The following is a 22,547-nucleotide window of genomic DNA, read 5'->3' as shown; positions in this document are numbered from 1 at the left end:
CAATCCAGGTAAAACTAAGATGATTATGAATAAATGGTGTTTTAATGCCCGAACAATTTGAATGGAAAAAAAATCATGTCAACTAATCCTCGGCTTTGCCGGATAGGTTATAAAATAGGGTTTTACAATATTCTTTCACGCTAATGAAAATTGTTTCTTAATGCTATTCAACGGCAGATAATTGAATGGATAGACTTTGCATGAAGCTATATTCTACTCTTTTATTTAAAAAGTAGATAAAAAATACTATGTTTGCGACTTTATTTTTAATAAGTCTAAATAGTATTTGATCCTTATTTCATGAAGATAACCTTAACTCATGCGGCATTATGCCTTTTTTTCTTTTTGTTTCTCTCAAACAGTGCTTCTGCGCAACAGACCGTAAAACTGCAGGGATATGTACGTGATAGTCAGGGAAACCCACTTCCCGGTGTTACCATCAGTGTTGAAAATACTAAATTAACTACCTCAACAAATAACAAAGGTTATTATAGGTTGCAAGTGAGCCAGGGCAAGCTAATTTTACATTTCAATTTTATCGGTTTTAGGCAATCGGTCAAAACGATCGAGATCAGTGGAGATACAGATGAAAATGTTGTTCTGACCGAATCAAATTCAGATCTTCAGCAGGTAGAAATTACCGGGCGTAAAGAAAAAGCCTATAAAACCAAGGCGACCTTTATTGGTAAGATTGAAAATGAACTCAAAGACATTCCTCAATCTGTTTCCTATGCCAGTAAGGAATTGATTGCCGATCAGGGCCTCATGCGCGTTGGTGAGGTAGTGAAAAACTTTAGCGGAGTAAATCAGTTCAGTTTTTATGATGACTTAACCATCCGTGGCTTTCGTGTAAACGGACAGAGCAATACCCAGTTGCTGAACGGACTAAGAACAAGTACAGGTTTCTGGAAACAATCGCTCGCCAATTATCTGGAAAGGGTTGAAGTGCTAAAAGGTCCGTCTTCTGCACTTTTTGGAAATGCAAGTCCAGGTGGTGTGGTAAACCGGGTAACCAAAAAGCCGCTTGATGAAACCAGAAGATCCATTAGTATGACTATGGGAAGTTTCAATACATTCCGTGGGCTTGCCGATTTTACCGGACCGGCATCAAAAGACAGCACTTTGCTTTACCGCTTAAACCTTGGCTATGAAAATGCAGAAACTTTCAGGGATTTAATGTTTGACAGGAACTTTGTTATTGCGCCTTCGCTTACCTTTGTCCCGTCTGAAAAAACGAGGATAAACTTTGATCTGGTATATACCGATTCGAAAAGCAGGCTCGACAGGGGGCAGCCGATTTTTGGCAGCTTCGATTTAAATTCGACTCCTCAGTCGCTATCCCTGAACACTACAAACGATTACCTGAACGAGCTCACCTATAATGCAACGATCTCGATTACCCATAAAGTAAGCGATGTATTGAGCCTGAATGCTTCATATCTTAAAACAGGATATTCAGAAGATCTGAATGAGCACCGTACTTCCAATTCTTATGGTGTTGATGGCAATGGTGCCGTGATCAATAATCTTGCTGGGATGAATGTCCAAATTAGAAAACGCAAGCGTTTTATCGATAACTTCTCCGGCTATGTAAATTACACGCCTACAACCGGACCCATATCACATAAGATCGTAGCAGGTTATGATTTTGGGAGTGAAAAAACGCCAGTAGGCGGTTCGCAGATGACAGCAAGTGGTTATAGAAATGCAGCGAACAATGGTTCTATCCCGACCTATGTGGTCGCCAATAAGAGCAGGTATCTCCTTGATGCTGCAGGAAACCCAGTACCCAATGTTCCGCACTTCAATCTTAACGACCCGTTGTCATCCCAGAGAATGCAGGATGATAGCAAACTTTTCTTTGCTCAATCTGTAGTGGCCCCAGCATATTATTATCTTAACTCAGGGTATATTCAGGATCAGTTAAAAATTGGCGCGTTGCAGGTTTTACTTGGAGTGCGTTATGAATATTATACTGATTTTGCCAATTATAAAACTCAAACCGAAGCGAAAGCCAATTCACATGCCTGGTTGCCACGATTAGGCGCTGTTTATGCCATTAATTCAAATATCAACTTTTATGGAAGTTATGTTGAAGGATACAATCCTCAGACCTCTGCCACCATATCAAACCCAAATGCAGGTGGGCCATTTGATCCCTTGAAAAGCAATATGATCGAATTTGGTGCAAAAACCAGCTGGCTCAGGGATCAACTGAGCATTACCGCCGCCGTGTATCAGATCAAGCAGACCGGAGCGCTGTATGCAACACCAGGCGTAATTGATTTACTAAGGCAGATAGGGGATGAGCAATCTAGAGGCTTCGAAGTTGATGTCGTTGGAAAAATTATGCCGAACTGGAATGTAATTGCATCGTATTCATACAACAGGGCGAAGATACTTGAAAGCGGTACAGCAGGAGAGATTGGGATCCAAAAGCCGAACGCACCAAAAAACACTGCAAATTTATGGACCCGTTATAACTTTATTGATGGTGCAGCCAAAGGTTTTGGTATAGCATTAGGGATAAATTATGTAGATAAGAGAAACCTGAACTATGATGCGAAGTTCTCGCCTGAAGATCAGATTACCTTACCATCATTCACGCTTCTTAATGCCGGGCTGTTCTATAATATCGGTAAACTCCAGCTTCAGCTAAATGCAAATAACATCGGAAATAAAAAACACTGGGTGGGCGGATACGATTATCTACGGTTATTTCCGGGGCAGCCAGAAAACTATATGCTAACGGTTGGATATTCATTTTAATGGCCAAAAGTAAATTCAAAAAGATTACCGGCTGGCTCCATCTTTGGATAGGGCTGGTAACAGGAGTTGTTGTCGTGATCGTATCCATCACGGGATGCATTTATGTATTCAATGAGGAGATATTTGATGCCCTACACCAGGATATTGTTTACGTTCAGAAAATCGGCCGGCCGAAGCCGGTTTCTGAATTGCTTGCCAATGCACAACAAGCGGTTGGCCCTGGTAAAGTCCTCTCAAATGTGAAGATTTCAGCAGACAACAAAAGCTATGTGTTTTCTGGTTTTAAGGTTAATAAAAAGGAAAAGATGAACCTTTGGTATTTTAGCCAATTTGAGTATTTAAATGATATTTATGTAAATCAGTACACAGGAAAGGTTCTGGGGATAATTGATGTCCGTTACGAATTTTTCAATATCGTTGAGCAGCTGCACAGACAGTTGTTATTGGTAAAACCTATCGGAAGTCTCGTTGTGGGTTCCTGCATTCTTCTATTTCTTGTGATGCTCATCAGTGGTTTTATTCTTTGGCTGCCAAAAAACTACAAGCAGTTTAAAAAAAGTATTACAATCAAATGGAATGCAAAATGGAAACGGGTAAATTACGATCTGCATAATTCATTGGGATTTTATGTTCTGCCAGTGGCGATGCTTATTGCCATTACAGGTTTGGTATGGTCTTTTAAATGGTGGGAAACCGGGATATATAAACTTTTGGGAGACAAGGGAAAGACTGGTTTTGCGCGGACACTGCCCATCATCAATGCTAGTGACTCGACATTAAACAAGATTGACCTCATTCATTATGACCTGGTAAAAAAACTAAAAGGTGATTGGGTGGAGATCGGAATCGGCATCCCGACTGAAACCAATAAGGTTTCGACCTCATTTGTCAGTATTGAGAGCAATAAAGATGGCTGGCGGGGTGTTAGTTATTATTTTTACGATGGTAGGACTGGAAAGATAATTGATGTTTTACCGCATTCACAGAAAACGCTGGGCATGAAATGGAGAAATTCAAATCTTCCGATGCATACAGGTAGAATATATGGTCTGGGCACACAGCTATTGGCTTTTTTTGCTGCTTTGATCTGTGCTTCCCTTCCGGTTTCAGGGTTTCTGATCTGGTTGGGGAAAAGGAAGAAAAAGCCTAAGTCTTCCCTTAAGTTGGGTTTGAATGGTTAAAAATGGACATTTAATTTTAATATTGAACCATGATATTTCTATCCATTATTTCAGATAGAAAAGATCGGGCTTTTTGACTTATGAGATCAGAGATGTCATTTCTTTTCATCACGCCTGATCCGCGAAATCTCGCTCTTGTGGCTGCATCGTTCAGAAATATCATATCGAGTTCCCTTAAGAACCGGATGAACACCTCCTTAAACATATGGGGGCTATTGTCATCTCTCGCAAAGGCAGATTTTGAAATCAAATTTACATTTTCAGTCACACATACCCTTCTTAATAAATCCAGGTTTTCTAAAAAACCTATCTTTTTTAAGTAATCCGGGGAATGGTATAACCGACTATATTTCTCAAATGTTAAACGCTTTATTTCAACCAATTCATCAATAAAATTGGATAGCGACTTATATCGTATACACTGCTTTTCGATCAAAATACATTCTTCATTCGTTATTTTTTCTAAAACACAGATCACCAGCTCGTCTTTGTTTTTAAAATACCAATATAGAGATGGAATACTCACCCTTAACGATTTGGCTATATCTTTAAGGGGAGTTTTTTCAATTCCAAAATATGAAAAAAGCTGTATTGCTGCATCTATTATCGTGTTTCGATTTAACATATCATATAAATTTCATAAGGATATCCGATAACACTAACTGAACTATTTTGATTTCTGACTTGCCAGCCCCTTTTTAATTTTCATCATAATACCATCAGGAACAAAGTTGGGGAGTTTAGCGTTAAACCAGTTTTGAAAACCAACTACTTTTTTCCCACTACCTACCAGTAGATGCTTTACACCCTGTATTGCCACTTCTTTGGGAGTCATCGGCTTGGTTTTATGAAGATTTGTAGTTTGCATCTCAGGTGTGGTAAATCCAGTATCCACAGTACCAGGATAAAGAGACGAAACGATAACTCCGGTCCCTTCCAATTCGGCGGCGAGCGTTTCGCTAAATGCCTTTACGAAAGCCTTGGTGGCAGAGTAAACAGAAAAATATGGCATTGGTAAAAATGCGACCACCGAAGCTATGTTCATGATCCTGCCGGATTTGCGTTTGACCATATCTTGTGCAAAAAGCTTGCTTAAAACGACCAGACTGGAAATGTTTAATTGAATCATACTCAATTCTTCTTCCAATGGCGTTTCAGTAAAATTGCCATAGTTGCCAACACCAGCATTATTTACCAGATGGGTCACTAATAGGTTTTCGTCTTTCACCTTTTGGTAAAGGTTTTTAGCTGCATTCACATCAGAAAGATCTGTAGCGAAATATTGAACCAGAATGCCATACCTGTTTATTAGTTCTGATTGCATTTGCTGTAATTTAGCTTCCGTACGGGCAACCAATATCATGTTTAACCCTTTAGCTGCCAATTCATTCGCCATTTCGTAGCCAATTCCTGAGGAAGCACCGGTAATTAATATGTATTCTTTCATCTTTAGTAAAATTTATGTGAGTAATTTTTAAGTATGCTGTTAATCAGGTTAATCAAGAACAGTCTCAATTCCAGAAACAAGTCTTTGCGTGTATTTTGACCTATCATATCTTTTCGTGCAATTGTGGAGGGATGAGTTTATACATTACCGGGGTAACAATCCTTGATAATATGGTAGAGCTGATCAGCCCCCCAATCAATACAATGGCAAGTGGCGCTATCTGCGGATTGGGATTCATGGCAATCGGGATCAGACCACAAATGGCCGTAATAGAAGTAAGTACAACAGGTAGGAACCTGGTTTCGCCGGCAATATGGATCGCCTCATCTATGCTTTTTCCATCTTCCCGCAATTGGTTGGTAAAATCAACCAATAACAGCGAATTCTTTACCTGTATGCCTGATAAGCCAATGAAACCAATGATAGATACCAGCGACATCGGATTTCCTGTCATCAGCAAAAATATCACCCCGCCCAAAACGCCTAATGGAATAATTGACAAAACGATAATGATTCCTTTAAATGTCTTAAACTGTAGCAGTAGCACAGCGATAAACAGGAAGGTACTGAGGATGATCACCGAAAGGAAATTTCCGCCTAGCGCATCACCTTCCGATTCAGCCTCCCCAGATAATTTATAATAATATCCCTTGGGCATTTTTAACTTGTTGAGTTCGGGAACAATATCCTTGAGAATATCGTTTGCCAAAACATTATCCTTGGTGAGCGAGGTAACCTTTGCAAACCGTGATTTATTAAAATGGTTAATTGCAGTTGGAGAGGTTTCCAGCCCAATGGTTGCAATCTGATCGATCTGAATTGGTGCACCCTGGAAATTGTTCACATAAAGGTTCTTCAATGCATTTAGATTTGAAAACTTATCACGTGGAATGGTGATTACCACATTCCTCGAATCACCCCGGTCATCAATGTAATCCCCAACAGTCAGTCCGGCAACAGCCAACCTGATCACCTTGTCAATGTCGCTGGTCAGTACGCCTAATGTCCGTGCCTTTTCCTTATCAATCTTGATTTTTACATCTGACTTATAGGCATTGAGTTCATTGTTGATGAAAAAAGTACCTGGGTGTTTACGTAACAGCTCCTCCACTTTGAACGAGAGCGATCGCAGGGTATCCTGATTCTCTCCAAAAATCCTGACCACGATATTTGCCTCTATCGGAGTGCCCTGTTCAAAATCCTTCACCTCTATTTTTGCATAGGGGAAATCAGTAAATTTGCTTCTGAGCGTTTTGATCAGTTCAGTTTTGTCATTTGGGCTTGTCTCTTCTTCCAATTGCACAAAAATCTGGGCAAAATCCGGTTTTATATCCTGCTGATGCACGTTGTAATAGATCTGTGGATTACCTTTTCCTACATTAGAGGTGTAATAAACGATTTCCTTATGTTTTTTAAGTTCCATTTCCACCAGCTTTGCAGCTTTATCGCTTTCTGGGATATTTGCCTGTAGCGGCATTTTAATATTGATTAGAAACATCGGCTTTTCTGAGGTAGGGAAAAGTTTAAACCCTGCCAGTGGGAAGAGTAAAAAGGCCAATACGCTCAATGCAATCGAAATACTGATCGTTACTTTTGGCCACTTTAACGCCAACGGCATAATGCCACGATACGACCAGGTTAAAAAGCCCTGCAATTTTTTTAAGAAATAATTTCCCTCCCCATGGGTATGGGTTTTCAGTATCTTGCTGCCGATAAAAGGCACGAGCGTAAGCGCCACAATCATAGAGGCCAATACACTGGTAATAATGGCCATAGGCAGACTTCGGATAAACTCTCCGGCCATATCAGGTAGAAAGGCTAATGGTAAAAATGCAATAACAAGCGTTGCAGTACAGCCTACAACAGCTACCCCAATCTGCTTGGTGCCCTTTAAAATGGCATCCTTTCTGGAATGGCCTTCCCTTAACCACCTTTCTATATTCTCTACAACAACGATACTATCATCAACCAATAGCCCCAATGCTACCACAAGCCCAACAATACTGAGCTGGTTGAGCGAGAAGCCTAAAAGATTCATTGCAATAAGACCGAGGGCCAGTGAGAGTGGAATGGAAATCATTACGATCAGCGATGGCCTGAAGCCCAAAGGTAACAAGGTAACCACCACTAATAGTATGGCCAATCCAAAATCAAAGCCCAGGTGTCCAAGCCGCTTTGATACCATATCTGCCTGGTCAAAACTCTTGACCATTTTAATGTTCTGTGGTAAGGTTTGAGAAAATTGTTCCAATACCGGAGTGTACTCTTTCTTAACCTGACTGATATCCACATTATTTTTCATCGAAGAGGTAACCAGTATGCAGCGTTGTCCATTGATCCTGGTAATGTGGTTAATGGTGCCGTCCATATAGCTCACATGGGCCACGTCCTTCAGGTATATTATTTTTCCGTTGGCATTATAAATGATCGTATTGGCCACATCTTCAACATTTTTGAACTTACCACTGGTCTTTACATTAAAGACCTTACTCTCCATATTGATACTTCCTCCTGGAATGTCGGCCGCCTCACTTTGCAGACTGCCTATAACCAGGTTTAATGGTATTTTTAGCTGGGCCAGTTTATCGAGTTGCATGTCGATGCGGATTTCCTGTTCTGGCATTCCGGTATACTTTACCTCTCTCAAATTGGTGATCTTTTCCAGCTGGGTCTTCAATTTGTCTGCATTATCGCGCAATATTTTGGACGAAGCGGTGTTTGAGATCAGCGCTACCTGAATAATCTTTACATCTGATGAGGCAATTTTTTCGGTCTTGATCTGATAAATGTCTTTTGGAAGTTCACCGTTTTTCAGCGCATTTATTTCTGTTGATATTTCCTGGTATTTGTTATCCACATCAACACCATACTTGAACTTGATCTGTATCGCTGCTACGCCATCTTCAACTGTGGTCAGGATTTTATCGATGTTCTCGAGGCCATAGATTTTATTTTCAATGGGCTTTACCACCTGTTCTTCCATATCCTTCGGACTAGTGCCGGGGTAGATAACCGTTACCAGATATTGCGGAGGGTGGGTAGTCGGATCTTCCGAGCGGGGCATGGTAAAGAGTGTAAGCAGTCCCACCACTGCCACAAGCACAAATATGATCAGGGTAAACTGGTAGTTCTTTACAGCAAAATTTGTAATTTTCATCTCGTGGTCTTTATTTGATAATTTTTACGGTGGATTGTTCGTTGAGGTAGGCGCTATTAGAAATAACTATGCGATCTATTCCTTCCAGTTTATCTTTTAGGTAAACATTTTTATTGTCAAACTTCAGGATGGTTACAGGTACTTTTCTAACACTGTTTGTACCTTTAGGGGTAAAGATGTAACCCGTCTCTCCATCTGCCTCTACAAGGGCGCTAAATGGGATTACTGTCTTGTTTTCTGAAGTATTGGTTTCGATTGCCGCTTTCCCAAACATGCCAATTGCAGGTTTCAGATTGCCCATCTGGAGCTTCAGCTCTACCTGAAAAGATCCTATAGAAGCATCAGCCGATTGAAGTTTACGCAATACCGTTGCCTGGAATGGCTGTTCGGGATATCCATCAAGATAAACAACAGCCCGTTGTGCAGCACTGATTCCTGCCCACTCCAGGTCTGTTACCCCAACTTTTAACAGGTAGCTGTCAGTTTTTTGGGTTGAGCCCGTCATTAGCACCGGCATTCCGCCACCAATCACTTCGCCTACACTGGCAACCTTTTTGGTTACAAAACCATCAGAGGCCGCATAGATCCTGGCATAACGCTGATTGAACGCGGTTGCCTCACTTGTTTTTTTTGCAACATCCAATGCCGTTTTGGTATTCTGCAGTTGTTCCAGCGTAAATACGCTGTCTTTGTAAAGGTTTACTGCCCTGGCATAGTCACGAGTGGCCTTATCTACACCAAGGTTCGCCTGGGCCAGACCGGCCGCAATCTCGGTGGTATTCAAGGTGGCCAGCAATTGCCCCTTTTTAAAAAATTGTCCTTCATCTACCAGGATGCTGCTGATTACCCCGCCAATTTTGAAGGAATAATTCGCTTCATTTTCGGTACCTACCAGTCCAGTGACCTGAATAGAATTTGTTACTCCAAAAGAGGAAATGGGCGCAACCTTTACAGAAATGATATCTGGCTGGCCAAGAGGATTTGTATTTTTCGGTTTTTCTTTGCAGGCAAACAATAGTGATGTAAGCGCAATAAGTGTGAGTTGTGTCTTGTTCATGATATTTATTGTATGTTGAAACTAGCGTTGGCACGTTCGATAGCAGTAAGGGATATCCAGGTGTCAAATAGGGCAATGTTGGATTGAAGCTGGGCATCTACCCATTGGTTCTGGGCGTCAAGCAGCTCTATATAAATGGCCATTCCCTCTTTATAGAGCTTGGTCATGTCATTATAATAGGTTTGACTGGTTTTTAGTTGTGATTGGGCCGCCTGGTACTGAGCTAAAGCACTTTGCAGGTTTGCCCTGCGCACGTTCAGTTCGGTAAGCAGCTGCTGGGTCACATGGTTGGTTTGTGCCGATACAGCCTGTTCACTGGCGATAGCCTGTTTTATCTTATAGCTGTTCCGTCCTGAGGAAAACAGGTTCCATTCCAGTGAAACGCCCAGCAGATAATATCTGCTTTTCTGGTTAAACTTCCAGTCAAAGGCCTGCGAACCCAGATCGAGCGAAGTGCCGACTTTGGGTATAAGATAAGATTTGGCAAGGCCGGTAAGGTTTTTATTTATTCCTTTGGCAATCTCAAGCTTGGCCAGTTCCTCACGACCATTCACCTCATTAAGCAATAGATTGTCCTGCGCGGGCAGCAATGGGACGTCGTCGGTCAGAATGGGCTCCGTTAATGGCCTGTTTAATAGAAAATTGAAATAATAACGGGCAGATTCCTCTGTTTTTTGAGCAGCGGTAAGCGATGCGTTTATTTTTGATACCTCGTTCTGGCTACGGATCACAGCCGTACGGTTGATCTTGTTGTTCTCAAAGAGTTTCCGGTTTACCCTTTCACCTTCTTCGAGCAGTTTCAGAAAAGATTGATAAATCCTTATTGCATTTGTAGCCTTAAGATAGCTGTAGTATGCCGTTTTGATTTCTTTTACCAGTTCACGCTTATACATCATTATTTCCGCTTTCTGCAGGTCCACCTGTTGTGCTTTGATCCTTTTGTTATATACCAGTTCGGCATTCAGGATGGGAAGACTGGTGCGAAACTTGGCATCGTAGAAGTTATCGGGGTTGAGCAGTATACTTTGGTTTTCAAGCTGAGGAAAGGAATTGCTTCCTGTGAGCTGATTTAATGTGGCGTAGGCGGCATTAAAAAGATCGCCTGTGGGAAAATCAATTGTTCTGCCTCCGTCGGCTTTCGTATAAGTGGTAGAAAAAGTTACGCTGGGCAGAAACATGCTTTTTGCCTCTTGTAGGGCATAAATGTTCTTTTTCAAAAGGAAGTTTTGCTCCTTGATGCTCTGGTTTGATGCTAGCCCCTGTGAGATATAATCGTTCAAACGGTTTTGGGCGCTTAGCCCCAATGGGAGCAGGATGACTGAGAGCTGTAAGACGGTCAGTCGGTAAGCAATGGGTAGTTTTCTGATGTAGTTAATCATTGTAATAAATTTAAACAGTGTTCAGTAATAAAATAAAAAAAAGGTTAACCCTTTTCCAATAAAGTAACAAAACTTGCATATCCATTCTCCATAAGTTCCTTGTTGGTCTTGTGTTCGAAACTCATAGTTCTGTCCTTACAGAAAAGAGCGCAGATGCCATGGATAGCAGATAGGATCATAAATGTAAGATACTCTGTATCCATGTCTTTGAAGCGTCCAGCCTGTTGGCATGCTAAGACCAGGTCATGTAGGTGCTTTATTGCTTCTTTTGCAATCTGGAAACCGCTTTCTTCGGTATTTTTTAATGGTTCTTCAACCAGGAACATCAGGTTATAATAATCTTTATTCTCCTGGGCAAACTGGATAAATGCACGTCCAGAGGCTTTCAGGCGCTCAAATGGGTCTATAACCGAATCCAGCACCCGAAGTTGTCTAAGAAGTAGGCTAAAGCCCTCTTTATGGAGTTCCTGAAAGATTTCACCCTTATCCTTAAAATGGAAATAAATTACCCCTGCACTATAGCTGATCTCATTGGCAATGTTGCGCATACTGGTCTGTTCATAGCCATTCTGAAGAAATACTTTTCTGGCACCGTTCAATATGCGCTGTCTCATTTCCTGCTTCTCTCTTTGCTTTCTTTCTGTAATGCCCATGGATAAAATAATTTAGAAGATATTAACCTGATTTAGGAAATAACTTTTTCATTTGCAACTCTCATTTTAATTGACGGTACAAATGTATTGAACAGTGTTCAATAAAACAAATATTTTTTTAATTGATTGTATATTTTACTTAACCTTGATGATTTTGCTTCCCCCGTATTACCTTCTCTTCATTTAATGAAATTAAGAAATTCAAATATATCTATCAGGGTTCGCCATTTTGTTTTTTAATATGCCATATAATGTATTAGCGGTAATTCAACTGGCCCAACCCGAAGCCTCAACGACGGTAAAAAACAATCATCCGTAAAAATGTATCATATCTTCCCACTTCTGTATAATTAACCTAAAGAGCCCTTGTCTCATCTTTGCTTCATCGTTTAACAAAATAAAAGATTATAATAATGAGTAAGACAATTCTAATTACAGGAGCATCGTCAGGATTTGGACTAATGCTTGCTAAAAACCTTCATCAGAAAGGTTTTAATGTTATCGGTACCAGCCGTGAACCACAAAAGTACCAAGAGAAACTTCCTTTCAAACTATTAAGACTTGATATCGATGACGACAGGTCAATTCAATCCTTTGCGGAACAAATTGCGAATGAAACCAAACAGTTAGATGTTTTGGTGAACAATGCAGGCTTTATGGTTACTGGTATTGCAGAAGAAACGCCTATGGATGTTGCAAGGCAACAATTTGAAACTAATTTTTGGGGAACAGTAAAAGTGACCAACGCTTTACTGCCTATTTTCAGAAAACAAAAATCCGGACAGATCATTACCGTTAGTTCTATAGTAGGTTTGATTGGCCCACCAAATTTATCTTATTATTCTGCTTCGAAACACGCTGTGGAAGGATACTTTAAATCATTGAGATTTGAATTAAACCCATTCAATATAAAAGTTAGCGTGGTAGAGCCTGTTTGGTTCAAAACTAATCTTGGACACAATGCGATTGCATCAACGGGCAAAATTGCCGACTATGACACGTACCGAAAAAAAGTAAATGCAGCAACGCAAAAAGGTATAGACGAAGCGCAATCCCCCGAAGTTGTGGTTTCAAAAATCACCAAATTAATTGAAGCTAAAGAACCGAAATTCAGTAACCCTGTGGGCAAAATGAGTGGAATGATTGTCTTCCTACAGGCCTTTGCACCGAAAATGTTTGAGGGCTCTATCTTAAAAAGTGTAAAATAATGATGAACAACCAATAAAAATCTCAAATTATTTATAATAATGAAAGCCGAAAAAATAATTACCCACGCAGAAATTACTGTAATGCCTGAGGTGATGCAGGAAGTTTTACCACAAGCAAAGGCCGCAAGGGAAAAAATATTGTTGGAGGAAGGTTGCGAGACATTTATTTTAACAACTAAAAAAGAAAGTGAGAACACATTAGTTATTTTTGCAGTGTACTCCTCGCAACAAACTTATGAATGGCATCTGGAGCAGGATTATGTGAAAAGTTTCTTTAATTTTTTGGATGGAAAATTGAAAACTGCACCAGTGGTGACTTATCTGAAGGTGGTTTAAAACAGGTAAAACGAATAATTACTTTATTATAAGTCTACCTTCATGTATCAAAATTTTAATAAATCTAATTCATCATAAATATAATGAAGCATTATAAAACAATCACTGAACTTTATACTACAAATGGCTTTCTGCCACCGGAAAATCCGATGTTGGGTTTAGTAACGTTTGAAGATATAAAAGGGTGCCAATTTGTAGAAACCGAGTTTACCCTGGGCTTTTATAAAATAGCTTTGAAGAAAGTAAAGTCGGGCAATGTGATGTACGGCAAAACGAAGTATGACCATGAAAATGGTTCTATGTTTTTCCTAAAACCCAATCAAATTGTGCAGATGAATGACATAGAGCTCACCGAGAAAGGTTTTATGATTTATTTTCACGAAGATTTTTTAGTGAATCATCCATTGCATTCAGGCGTTCAGAAATATGGTTATTTTGATTATGAGGCCAATGAGGCATTGCATATTTCACCCAGAGAAGAAGATACACTTTGGGATTTGTTCGATAAAATAAGGGTTGAATATTATAATAACCAGGATGAGTATAGCAGAGACATTATGCTAACCCATATCGATTCTATTTTAAAATATTCCCAACGTTATTATAAGCGTCAGTTTTTAAATCGGACAGTGCTTTCGGGTACTACGGTTTCGAAATTTACCAATCATTTAAAAGCATATTTTGATAGTGGCAAACTGAAAGAAAACGGATTGCCAACAGTAAAGTATATGGCATCTGAATTATCTTTGTCAGCAAGGTACTTGAGCGATTTATTGAAACAAGAAACAGGCAAAACGGCATTAGACCATATACACATTGCATTGGTAATGGAAGCAAAAAACTTGTTGATGAGCACTGACAAAACTGTTGCCGAAACAGCCTATCAATTAGGATTTGAAAATCCACCGTATTTTTCAAGGCTTTTTAAAAAAGAAGTAGGAGTTACACCTACTGAATATCGAGAACAGTTTTTAAATTAATATCTTTAAACCTTTTGCATGGCAAGCCAAACTGGCGTATTTTCTTTTTGCTGAAACCTACGCCAATTTGTATCGCTCATTATTAAAGTAAAACATTTTAAGAAAGCGTTCTTGACTCATTATTGATTGGATAAGGGATGCTTTGCCTTTATTACAGCTTTACAATAATTAAATTTCTAAGGAGAAGGGACCAATAGCACGGCATCGGCAACTGCTTTTGTTCCGTTCGATTTGATTTCGATATATGGCCTGTTGCTGCCGGAAAATGAATATTTACCAAGACTCACCCATTCTCCCGAAGTTTGACCAAGCACTTTAACCTCGGCACTTTTTATCAAAATGGTTTTATGTTCTTTGCCATCAAATATCTTAACAACTGTCTCTATATCTGGCGATCCGGCTTTCGGATAGTAGGCATAAACATCATATGTTCCGTTTGTAGCTAGTCCGGGGTTATAACGTACAGATCTTGTGGTGTCTGCGTCCTCTGGGGCCTCAAGATAATCAGGACCATAACCACCTTTTTTTTGCACCGTCCAGTTGCCTTTTATCTGTACTTTATCCGTGTTGTTGTTGTCAATGAGGATATCGGGGGTACTTCCATCGGCCAATGGATCGCTTTTTAATTGCTGCTGCAAACGGCTTACATCGATTTTTTGAACCGAAAGATTGCGGTCTATTGCCTGAACAGCGGCCATTGCCGAAGATTGTCCAAGTACCATAAAAACCGGTTCCATCCGGATGGAACCGTAAGCAATGTGTGTAGCAGACAGGCAGACCGGAACGATGAGATTTGAAGCTTCATTTTCCTTTGGTATGATTGCCCGGTAGGAAATAGGGTATGGGCCAAACCCACCTTCTTCTACATTGCCCTCATTTTTGACCATGCCATTAACCACCAGCCTATCGCAGTTGTGCGAATCCATGGTGTAGGCTGCCATTCCGATCCCATCGGATACAACTTCCTTGCCCTGACAGTGGTGCTGGGTCATTACAAGAGTTCCAAGCATCCTCCTTGCTTCCCTCACGTAGAGCTGATGTGACCAGTTGCCGTTGCCGGTATATTCATCTTTGGGGTATCCCCATTGACTGATCTCTTTTCGGATATGTTCTGGGATGCGGGCATCGTGACTAACAAAATAAAGCAGGCCTTTCGTGTAAGCTATATGGGCTTTCCAGATCTGTTCGCGTTTTAAATAATCTGCATCAGGATATTCCCAGTTCATCCCAATCATATCGGTTGAAAAACCATTTCTGTTATTGATATCTGTCTTTTGATTGGGCATCCCGCTCCAGATAAAGACATCTTGAAGGGATTTCCAGTTTCTTTTTTCCATCTGTCTGATGAGCAGCTCATAGCGTTCGGGAACATAATCTTCAGGCTCGGTGATCGGGATTATGTTGGCGGGGTTATTGGTGAGGCAGATCCTGAAATTATAGGCCTGTACCTTTTTATCACCGCTGCCTTTGTCGATCAGTTTCTCTGAAGTAATTCCCCAAAGCAACCCGCTTGACGGATCTCCTTTAACTTTATAAGGATCTATGCCGTCCGGAAGCTGATGCCCGTTCATGAGTTGTACACCATTGAAGGTTTCGTTATAAGTACTGTTTGCTTCGCGCCCCACAGCATAGGATACCCCTGCTTTAGCCATCAGATCTCCCTCATAGGAGCAGTCGATAAATACTTTGGCCTTTACAGTGCCCACTTTCTTTTTTGCCGGATTTTCCAGCGTGATGGCTTTGATCAGGGTTCCTTTTTTTTCTACCCCAGTAATCCGATTTTCGTAGAGAACAGGCACCTTCGCTTTTTTGATATATTCGTTAAAGAGGTTTTCAGCAACGTGAGGTTCAAAGATCCATTGCTCAAACTTGCCGTAATGTTTGCCTATTCTTCGGTAAAAATCGAGGGCAAGGCCGCTGATGGCATATTTGTTTCCGATATCTGTCAGGCCCAGCCCCCCAGAGCTCATTCCGCCCAGGTTTTTTCCGGGCTCGATCAAAAGAACGGATTTTCCCGATCTGGCGGCAGTGTAAGCCGCTATAACTCCTGAAGAGGTTCCCCCATAAATACAGATGTCATAGTTTTTATACAATGAGCTTTGTGCTTTAGTACCTGTTACAGGACATATGATTGCGAGTAAAATGTATATAAGGATATTTTTCATCATCAGTATTTGGGGTTTTGAATGAGTTTTGGATTGGTAACGATCTCTATATTCGGAAGTGGCCAAAGGTAATCCCTTCCGGTATCGAAAACACGGACTTCGATCACCCTAAGTTCTGCCCGGTTTGGTACAGCACTGTAATCGGCCAGGCCATTTATATCAATCTGTGGTGCCGATACCAATAAACCTTTTTGTACCCGGCCATAAAAGTTTCCGGTCATCGCCTTATCAGCAATTTTCCACCTGCGCAGATCAGAAAGCCTGAATCCTTCCATGGCAAGTTCATACATCCGTTCTTTACGTACAAGGCTCCTAAATTCTACCATTGTTTTTCCTGTAGTGATCGGCGGCATGTTAACGCTAGGCCGGGTTCTTACCAGGTTTATGGCATCATATACAGACTGGTCGAGCTGTCCGAGTTCATTTTTTGCTTCCGCATAAATCAACAGTATCTCTGCGTATCTGATCTGGATCACATTCAGCTCTGAATTTGTCCGATCGGCCTTATCTTCCAGATCGACATATTTTTTCCAGCAGTAACCGGTAAAAGTGGCGAAAGCATTTAGGGCATCCTGGTTATCTACGCGTGTAGCAGGAGTGGTATTGTAGTTCCAGCATTTTACGCTGTCCCGGTGTGTTTCAAACTGGTAGTTGTAAAATATAGAGCCTGGAACTGCTATGGTAAAGCCAAGTCGGGAATCTCTGTTTTTATATGGAGATGTAGGGTCGTACAGGGGAGACTTGTCAATATTGAGCCCATCTGTGCATGGAAAGGCGTCAACAAGCGACTGGGACGGTACTTTATTGGTGAAGCCCAATCCATTGCGCGACAGCAGGTTATTGGGGGTAGAATGCATTTTTGTTTTTGAGGCCTTCAGGTATTGAAAAGCCCATATGATCTCAGGCGAGTTTTGTCCGGCGTAAGAAAACAGTGTGCCGAAATTATTGTGCAGGCTATAAATTTTCAGGTCCATAACCGCTTTTGCGGCTTCTGCAGCATCTGCCCATCTCTCATTGTTCAGGGCAGCTCTGGCTTTAATGGCAAGCGCAGTACCTCTGGTTGCCCTTCCTACATCTGCAGCGCCATAGCTAACAGGGAGATCAGCGGCTGATTCAGTCAGTTCTTTGAGCACAAAGTTTAGTACCTCAGTTTTTGGGGTTTTGGGCAGCTGTGAATCTTCAAGTGTCAACACTTTAGTAACCAAGGGTACACTCCCGAAATAATCAATGAGGTACTGGTAAGTGTAGGCACGCATAAAACGTGCTTCAGCTTTACTCCTGTTGTAGATGGCAGTGGTGGCCTTATCTTTTACTTTGTCGATATTGTCCAAAATGAAATTACACTTGGCAATTACTTTGTATCCCTCTGTCCATACGCTTAAGGAAAAGCCGTTATTGCTATCCTGGTTGCCCTTGCCCAGACTCTGCAGCGCACTGTTGTTCCTGTCCCAACCGATATCGGTACTGTTGTCGGTAAGCAGGTTAAGTGGCATGTTATCCAAAGGGGCATAACTTGCGTAACGGTACAGGCCGTTTACAGCCAATATCAGCTCATCCTGGTTGCTGAAAAACGATTCATCTGAAGGACCGCTCAGCGGGCTTTTATCCAGGTAATCCTTTTGACAGGATAATAGGGCTGTGCATAAAAGCACGAGCATTAAGTGGTATATTTTAGTTTTCATCTGTTCTGTTTTTAAAAAGTGGCTTCTAAACCGAAAGTATAAACCTTAACCTGAGGGTATATGTTGCCTCCGCCAACCGGCGCTTCTACATCATATCCTTCCCAGAACCTGTCGAATGATGACAGATTGGATCCGTTTGCAAAAATCCGGAGCCTTTTAAGTGTAATTTTCTGGGCAATGCCAACTGGCAAAGTATAACCGATCTGGACGTTTTTTATCCTCAGGTATGATGCGTCTTTTAAAAAGAAGGTAGAAACCTGTTCGTTATTGGTTTCGCCGAAAGCAAGACGTGGATATTTTGCATTGGGATTATCCGGTGTCCATCGGTCTTTATTGTCTTCCCTGATGGTTCCGCCAATTGCGCCGCCAACATTAAATGGTAAGATACCAGGGCCTGCAAGATAACCGTTTGCTTTACCAACCCCTTGTACCAGTATCGAAAAGTCAAAACCTTTATAAGAGCCGCTTAAGGTTGAAGCATAAGTGAACCTTGGCAAGGTGCTGCCGATAACGATTTTATCAGCCTCATTGATCAGGTTATCTCCATTCTGGTCCTTATAGCGGATATCTCCGGCCTTTACCGTACCAAACTGCTTGGCATGAGCGGCAACCTCTGCATCAGAAGCAAAAAGCCCCTCAGCCTGGTAACCGAAAAGAGAACCAATGGAATAACCTTCACGGTTAACGGTCAATCCGGTTTGATTGACACCTTTGGTGTCCACAATGGTGTTTTTTACGTCTGAAATGTTGAAGCTGACGTTATAGTTAAAATCTTTTATCTTTCCTTTGTAGGCAAGACCAAGTTCCCAACCGTTATTATCTACAATACCCGCATTCTGAAAAGGTTTGCCGACGCCTACTATCAATGGAATATCTAACTGAAGCAATATATCGCTTGTTCTCCGCCTGTAATAATCTGCAGTAATGCTCAGGTTGTTGAACAGGGTAAGATCAATACCAATATTTTTTTCTTCTGTGGTTTCCCACGAAATCATCTTGTTGGCCAGCGTGTTTAAGGCAGCAGTATTTACAATTTGCTTTCCAAGCGTATAGGATTCAAGCAGGATCGTGGTAATAGAAGGATAGGTACCGATGTTCTGATTGCCCAATCTTCCCCATGAAAGCCTTAATTTAGCTTCGTTGACCACTTTTTTTAAGCCGGCCATAAAGTTTTCTTCCGAGATGCGCCAGCCCGCCGATGCAGATGGAAAAAAGCCGTATTTATTTCCAGATGAAAAGCGCGAGGAGCCATCATAACGGGCATTGACTTCCAGGAGATACTTGTTTTTATATACATAATTAAACCTGCTGAACAGCGATTGTAATGCCCATTCTTCTTCACTGCCTGTTGCCTGTTGGTTTAGGGCAGAACCGGCGTTCAACACCGGATAATCTGGCAAGATGTATGTATCACGGAAAGCAGTAGTCCATTCATTGAAATAATCCTCGCGTGATGCCCCGGCTAAAAATTTTAAGCTGTGGTTCCCAAATGTTTTTGAAGCAGTAAGCGTTGCACGTATATTGTTAAAAAATGATTCACTTTTATTTTGCGAGAGTGAAGTTAGGGCAGGGGTGAGGAAACTTGTGGCACCATTTGGGAGATAGGACTGGATTGCCTTTCTGAAATTTTTTGATGAGGATAGCGCATATTTTGGTGAATATGCGGCCTCGGCCTCGAGCCATTCTACCGGTTTGTAGTTTAGGGTGGCATTAATGCTCCCAAAAGGCCCCCGGGTACGATTGGTGCCGCCATCTTTACTGGCCGAAATCGGATTGGAACCATTCCATCCAACGCCCCACTGGCCGTTTTGGTTAATGCCGATCTGATTTGCAGGGATTCCGTTCATCCATTGAAAAATTTCACTCGATGATGCTGCGGGATCGGTGGTGATGGCATTCACAAACTGCAGGTCTATTCTTGCCTTAAGTTTGTCAGAGAAAGTAATGTCCGCATTGTTCCGGATAGTATAGCGTTTGAAGCTCGAATTTTCAATAATCCCTTTCTGATCAAAAAGACCGAATGAACCTAAGAGCCTTACTTTTTGAGTGCCACCCTGGATGGTTAGAAAATGGCTTTGCTGTAAGCCTGAGCCAGTTAAGGTCTCTTTTTGCCAATCGGTATTTGGATACAGATCGGAACTAACTCCACCTTGCTCGCGGTATTTTTGTATCAGTGCTTCAGAATATAACGGTGTGCGTCCGGTGTTCACATAGGCCTCATTGGTCAAAAGCATATGGTCCAGTGCATCAACAAGATCGGGCATATTCGTAGCTTCCTGCCAGCCGATATAGTTGTTGTAAGATACATTCACTTGGTCGGCAACCGCCCTTTTTGTGGTGATCAGAATTACGCCATTTGCGGCCCTTGAACCATAAATAGAGGATGATGCGGCATCTTTTAAAATGGAGATAGACTCGATCAGGTTAGGGTCAATGTTGTTCATCGAACCTTCGATCCCATCGATCATTACCAGGGGATTGGGATCGAAGAAAGTTCCGATTCCCCTGATCCTAATGGTCCCGCCGTCACCTCCAGGTCTTCCAGAACTCTGTCTCACAGTAACACCCGGTGCCATTCCCTGCAACGAAGCAGATGTTTGTCCCATGGGGCGGGCGGCAAGATCTTTGCCAGAAACCTGTGAAACCGCTCCGGTCAGGTTTACCTTTTTCTGGATGCCGTAGCCCACAATAACAACATCGTTCAGGTTCTCATCAAGGGGCAAGAGTTTAATGTTTATCCGGCCTTCCGTTCCAACGGGTATTTCCTGTACTGCGAATCCTATGTATGAAAATACCAAAACATCTCCTGTATTGGCATTGATCTTATACTGACCGCTTTCATCGGTTACCGTTCCGCCACTAGTTCCCTTTATCTTTACACTCACCCCTGGGACTGGTTTCCCGGTCTCATCGGTAACAACGCCCGTCCGATCTTCTTTTTTTTGTTCCCCGATGGGCTTGTTTTGAATGCGCTCTTCACTCTTTTCGGGAGATGCAGCCTTTTGCAGTACAATGTAATTCTCCTTTAAAACCCAGTCGAGCTTTTTTCCCTTTAAAGTCAGGTTCATCACATCAGGAAGCTCAGCCTGTTTAAAACTGACAGAAATTTTTTCAGAATCATCAAGGAGCTTGTTGCTGTAGAAAACAGTAAAGCCTGTTTGTTTTTTGATTGTCCTGAATACAGAAGCAATGGTGATGTTTTTGCCTTCAATACTGATTCTGCCTACTGTTTGGGGGCTTGCCCCGGTAATGAGGATGAACAGCAGCATGAAAGCAACCGGCAATGAAATCCGGCCCGTTCGGGTAAGGTTTTTGTTCATAACAGTTAAAGTTTATATTGGTTTCCCTTAAGATGCAGCTTTAACCAAAATGGGTGAACGGAACCTGAAAAAATTATCTGAATGTTAATATTCCGCTTTCCAGTTTAGCCTTTATGCCTGATGACAATTCTAAATTTGATAGTACAACACCCAGGGGAAGTTTCTTATCGATTTCACCGGTAAAGGTCTGTTCCGATATAGAAGGCGATTTCCAGTTGATTTTTACATCATACCAACGGGCCAGTACCTGTGCAATTTCGGCCAGAGATTGGTTATGGAAATAATAAGTGCCGTTTCGCCACGACAGTACCTCCGGGGGATCAAAAGTTTTGATGATAAGTTTACCATCGTCATAGCTTACCTGTTGCTCTGGCTTTAACATGATGGATTCATTTCCTTTAGTGGCCGAAACCGATCCGGTTATAAGGGATGTTGCAAAATTTTTCACATTATAGGCGTTTACATTGAAAGAAGTACCATGAACCTTGATGTCCGCAAATCCGGTATGTACGATAAATTCCAATTGTGGATTGTGGGACACTTCAAAATAAGCTTCCCCTGTTAAATAGACTTCCCTTGTTTTTTTATCAAAGCTGTAGGGAAAGCGCAGACTGGAAGCAGAGTTCATCCAGACTTCTGTTCCATCGGGCAAGGTAATCTTGTAATCTTTAGTTGGTGGTACGTGCAGGGTTGCCCAATCTTTATTGCCAGCTCCTGCTGGGGCATAACTTAATTCTTTTTGTTTGGTGTGTACTGTGGCACCGTCCATGTTAATGGTACGACCTGCTGTGAGTTCGATTATCTTGCCATTATCTGTTTTGAGATATACCTGTTGTTGTACAGTACTTTTTTCTTGAGGTGTTAACTGCTGTTTATTAAAAAAATACCATATCAAAGGCAATCCGATCAGTAGCATTGCAGCGGCACTGATATACCGCCGGTTCCGCTCATAAAAAGAGCTAACTGGTATTTGCGGAAGTTGAGTGTCAACATTTTCCCATGCTTTTGTTTCGTCAAGACCCGAGAGGAAAGATGCTGTACCCGGTTTTTTCATTTTTGATTTCAGCTCTTCCCAGAATTCCCTGGTATCGGGGTCTGCCAGAATCGCTTCTTCAGCAATAAAATCATCGCCCTCACTTATCGTGCCTGCAATCTTTTCAAATAAAAGCCCTTTTATAAAATCCTCGTTATATTCCATCTCTTATTTATAGAT

At 41.6% G+C, this 22,547-nt stretch carries 15 protein-coding genes; 5 read left to right on the top strand and 10 right to left on the bottom strand.

Annotated features, from left to right (window positions below; all coding sequences use genetic code 11):
- The first annotated feature begins 300 nt into the window (after positions 1-300).
- Together AC07VK_RS18805 and AC07VK_RS18800 are read left to right on the top strand one after the other, a co-directional pair.
- The gene (locus tag AC07VK_RS18805; RefSeq protein ID WP_492962442.1) at positions 301-2,769 is read left to right on the top strand and encodes a TonB-dependent receptor domain-containing protein; all 2,469 of its coding nucleotides are present in this window, start codon (positions 301-303) and stop codon (positions 2,767-2,769) included.
- On the top strand, positions 2,769-3,950 hold the full coding sequence (locus AC07VK_RS18800) for a PepSY-associated TM helix domain-containing protein (RefSeq protein WP_492962440.1): 1,182 nt from the start codon (positions 2,769-2,771) through the stop codon (positions 3,948-3,950). The genes AC07VK_RS18805 and AC07VK_RS18800 overlap by 1 nt, the downstream gene beginning before the upstream one ends.
- 16 nt (positions 3,951-3,966) lie before the next feature.
- Here AC07VK_RS18800 and AC07VK_RS18795 read toward each other — a convergent pair whose 3' ends face one another.
- The 6 genes from AC07VK_RS18795 to AC07VK_RS18770 all read right to left on the bottom strand — a co-directional run bounded on the left by AC07VK_RS18795 (position 3,967) and on the right by AC07VK_RS18770 (position 11,643).
- Positions 3,967-4,575 carry a TetR/AcrR family transcriptional regulator gene (locus tag AC07VK_RS18795; protein ID WP_492954696.1) on the bottom strand — a complete coding sequence of 203 codons (609 nt, stop codon included), beginning with the start codon at positions 4,573-4,575 and terminating at the stop codon, positions 3,967-3,969.
- A 42-nt stretch (positions 4,576-4,617) separates the two neighbouring features.
- The gene (locus AC07VK_RS18790; RefSeq protein ID WP_492962438.1) at positions 4,618-5,397 is read right to left on the bottom strand and encodes an SDR family NAD(P)-dependent oxidoreductase; all 780 of its coding nucleotides are present in this window, start codon (positions 5,395-5,397) and stop codon (positions 4,618-4,620) included.
- Positions 5,398-5,500: 103 nt separating this feature from the next.
- Positions 5,501-8,554, bottom strand: coding sequence for an efflux RND transporter permease subunit (locus AC07VK_RS18785; RefSeq protein WP_492962436.1), 3,054 nt, complete (start codon positions 8,552-8,554; stop codon positions 5,501-5,503).
- 10 nt (positions 8,555-8,564) lie between these two features.
- Positions 8,565-9,611: an efflux RND transporter periplasmic adaptor subunit gene (locus AC07VK_RS18780; protein WP_492962434.1), complete on the bottom strand. Its 1,047-nt coding sequence runs from the start codon at positions 9,609-9,611 to the stop codon at positions 8,565-8,567.
- Between the two features lie 5 nt (positions 9,612-9,616).
- Positions 9,617-10,990, bottom strand: coding sequence for a TolC family protein (locus AC07VK_RS18775; RefSeq protein WP_492962432.1), 1,374 nt, complete (start codon positions 10,988-10,990; stop codon positions 9,617-9,619).
- A gap of 44 nt (positions 10,991-11,034) precedes the next feature.
- On the bottom strand, positions 11,035-11,643 hold the full coding sequence (locus tag AC07VK_RS18770; protein WP_492954701.1) for a TetR/AcrR family transcriptional regulator: 609 nt from the start codon (positions 11,641-11,643) through the stop codon (positions 11,035-11,037).
- 413 nt (positions 11,644-12,056) lie between these two features.
- Here AC07VK_RS18770 and AC07VK_RS18765 point away from each other — a divergent pair, with 413 nt between their 5' ends.
- From AC07VK_RS18765 to AC07VK_RS18755, 3 genes are all read left to right on the top strand, one after another.
- Positions 12,057-12,851 carry an SDR family NAD(P)-dependent oxidoreductase gene (locus tag AC07VK_RS18765; RefSeq protein WP_492962430.1) on the top strand — a complete coding sequence of 265 codons (795 nt, stop codon included), beginning with the start codon at positions 12,057-12,059 and terminating at the stop codon, positions 12,849-12,851.
- Positions 12,852-12,890: 39 nt separating this feature from the next.
- Positions 12,891-13,187 carry a putative quinol monooxygenase gene (locus tag AC07VK_RS18760; protein ID WP_492954706.1) on the top strand — a complete coding sequence of 99 codons (297 nt, stop codon included), beginning with the start codon at positions 12,891-12,893 and terminating at the stop codon, positions 13,185-13,187.
- A gap of 83 nt (positions 13,188-13,270) precedes the next feature.
- Positions 13,271-14,167, top strand: a complete 897-nt coding sequence (locus AC07VK_RS18755) for a helix-turn-helix domain-containing protein (protein WP_492962428.1) — start codon at positions 13,271-13,273, stop codon at positions 14,165-14,167.
- Between the two features lie 176 nt (positions 14,168-14,343).
- Here the strand turns inward: AC07VK_RS18755 and AC07VK_RS18750 are convergent, their stop codons facing one another.
- From AC07VK_RS18750 to AC07VK_RS18735, 4 genes are all read right to left on the bottom strand, one after another.
- Positions 14,344-16,335 (bottom strand): FAD-dependent oxidoreductase, encoded by a 1,992-nt coding sequence (locus AC07VK_RS18750; RefSeq protein WP_492962426.1) that lies wholly within the window; start codon positions 16,333-16,335, stop codon positions 14,344-14,346.
- Complete coding sequence (locus AC07VK_RS18745) at positions 16,335-18,014, bottom strand: RagB/SusD family nutrient uptake outer membrane protein (protein WP_492962424.1); 1,680 nt, start codon at positions 18,012-18,014, stop codon at positions 16,335-16,337. The genes AC07VK_RS18750 and AC07VK_RS18745 overlap by 1 nt, the downstream gene beginning before the upstream one ends.
- An 11-nt stretch (positions 18,015-18,025) precedes the next feature.
- Positions 18,026-21,334, bottom strand: coding sequence for a TonB-dependent receptor (locus AC07VK_RS18740; RefSeq protein WP_492962422.1), 3,309 nt, complete (start codon positions 21,332-21,334; stop codon positions 18,026-18,028).
- A gap of 73 nt (positions 21,335-21,407) precedes the next feature.
- A complete protein-coding gene (locus AC07VK_RS18735) occupies positions 21,408-22,532 on the bottom strand; it encodes a FecR family protein (RefSeq protein ID WP_492962420.1) in 1,125 nt (374 codons plus the stop codon).
- Positions 22,533-22,547: the final 15 nt, after the last annotated feature.

The organism is Pedobacter sp. GW821-FHT01D05, from assembly GCF_059422505.1.
The sequence above is the reverse complement of the archived record's forward strand: the minus strand, read 5'-3'. Positions and strand labels throughout refer to the sequence as shown.

Coding starts and splice junctions, on each gene's coding strand:
- AC07VK_RS18765 (WP_492962430.1), top strand. CDS start 12,057: ATGAGTAAGACAATTCTAATTACAGGAGCATCGTCAGGATTTGGACTA.
- AC07VK_RS18775 (WP_492962432.1), bottom strand. CDS start 10,990: ATGATTAACTACATCAGAAAACTACCCATTGCTTACCGACTGACCGTC.
- AC07VK_RS18795 (WP_492954696.1), bottom strand. CDS start 4,575: ATGTTAAATCGAAACACGATAATAGATGCAGCAATACAGCTTTTTTCA.
- AC07VK_RS18790 (WP_492962438.1), bottom strand. CDS start 5,397: ATGAAAGAATACATATTAATTACCGGTGCTTCCTCAGGAATTGGCTAC.
- AC07VK_RS18770 (WP_492954701.1), bottom strand. CDS start 11,643: ATGGGCATTACAGAAAGAAAGCAAAGAGAGAAGCAGGAAATGAGACAG.
- AC07VK_RS18805 (WP_492962442.1), top strand. CDS start 301: ATGAAGATAACCTTAACTCATGCGGCATTATGCCTTTTTTTCTTTTTG.
- AC07VK_RS18740 (WP_492962422.1), bottom strand. CDS start 21,334: ATGAACAAAAACCTTACCCGAACGGGCCGGATTTCATTGCCGGTTGCT.
- AC07VK_RS18800 (WP_492962440.1), top strand. CDS start 2,769: ATGGCCAAAAGTAAATTCAAAAAGATTACCGGCTGGCTCCATCTTTGG.
- AC07VK_RS18780 (WP_492962434.1), bottom strand. CDS start 9,611: ATGAACAAGACACAACTCACACTTATTGCGCTTACATCACTATTGTTT.
- AC07VK_RS18760 (WP_492954706.1), top strand. CDS start 12,891: ATGAAAGCCGAAAAAATAATTACCCACGCAGAAATTACTGTAATGCCT.
- AC07VK_RS18745 (WP_492962424.1), bottom strand. CDS start 18,014: ATGAAAACTAAAATATACCACTTAATGCTCGTGCTTTTATGCACAGCC.
- AC07VK_RS18785 (WP_492962436.1), bottom strand. CDS start 8,554: ATGAAAATTACAAATTTTGCTGTAAAGAACTACCAGTTTACCCTGATC.
- AC07VK_RS18750 (WP_492962426.1), bottom strand. CDS start 16,335: ATGATGAAAAATATCCTTATATACATTTTACTCGCAATCATATGTCCT.
- AC07VK_RS18735 (WP_492962420.1), bottom strand. CDS start 22,532: ATGGAATATAACGAGGATTTTATAAAAGGGCTTTTATTTGAAAAGATT.
- AC07VK_RS18755 (WP_492962428.1), top strand. CDS start 13,271: ATGAAGCATTATAAAACAATCACTGAACTTTATACTACAAATGGCTTT.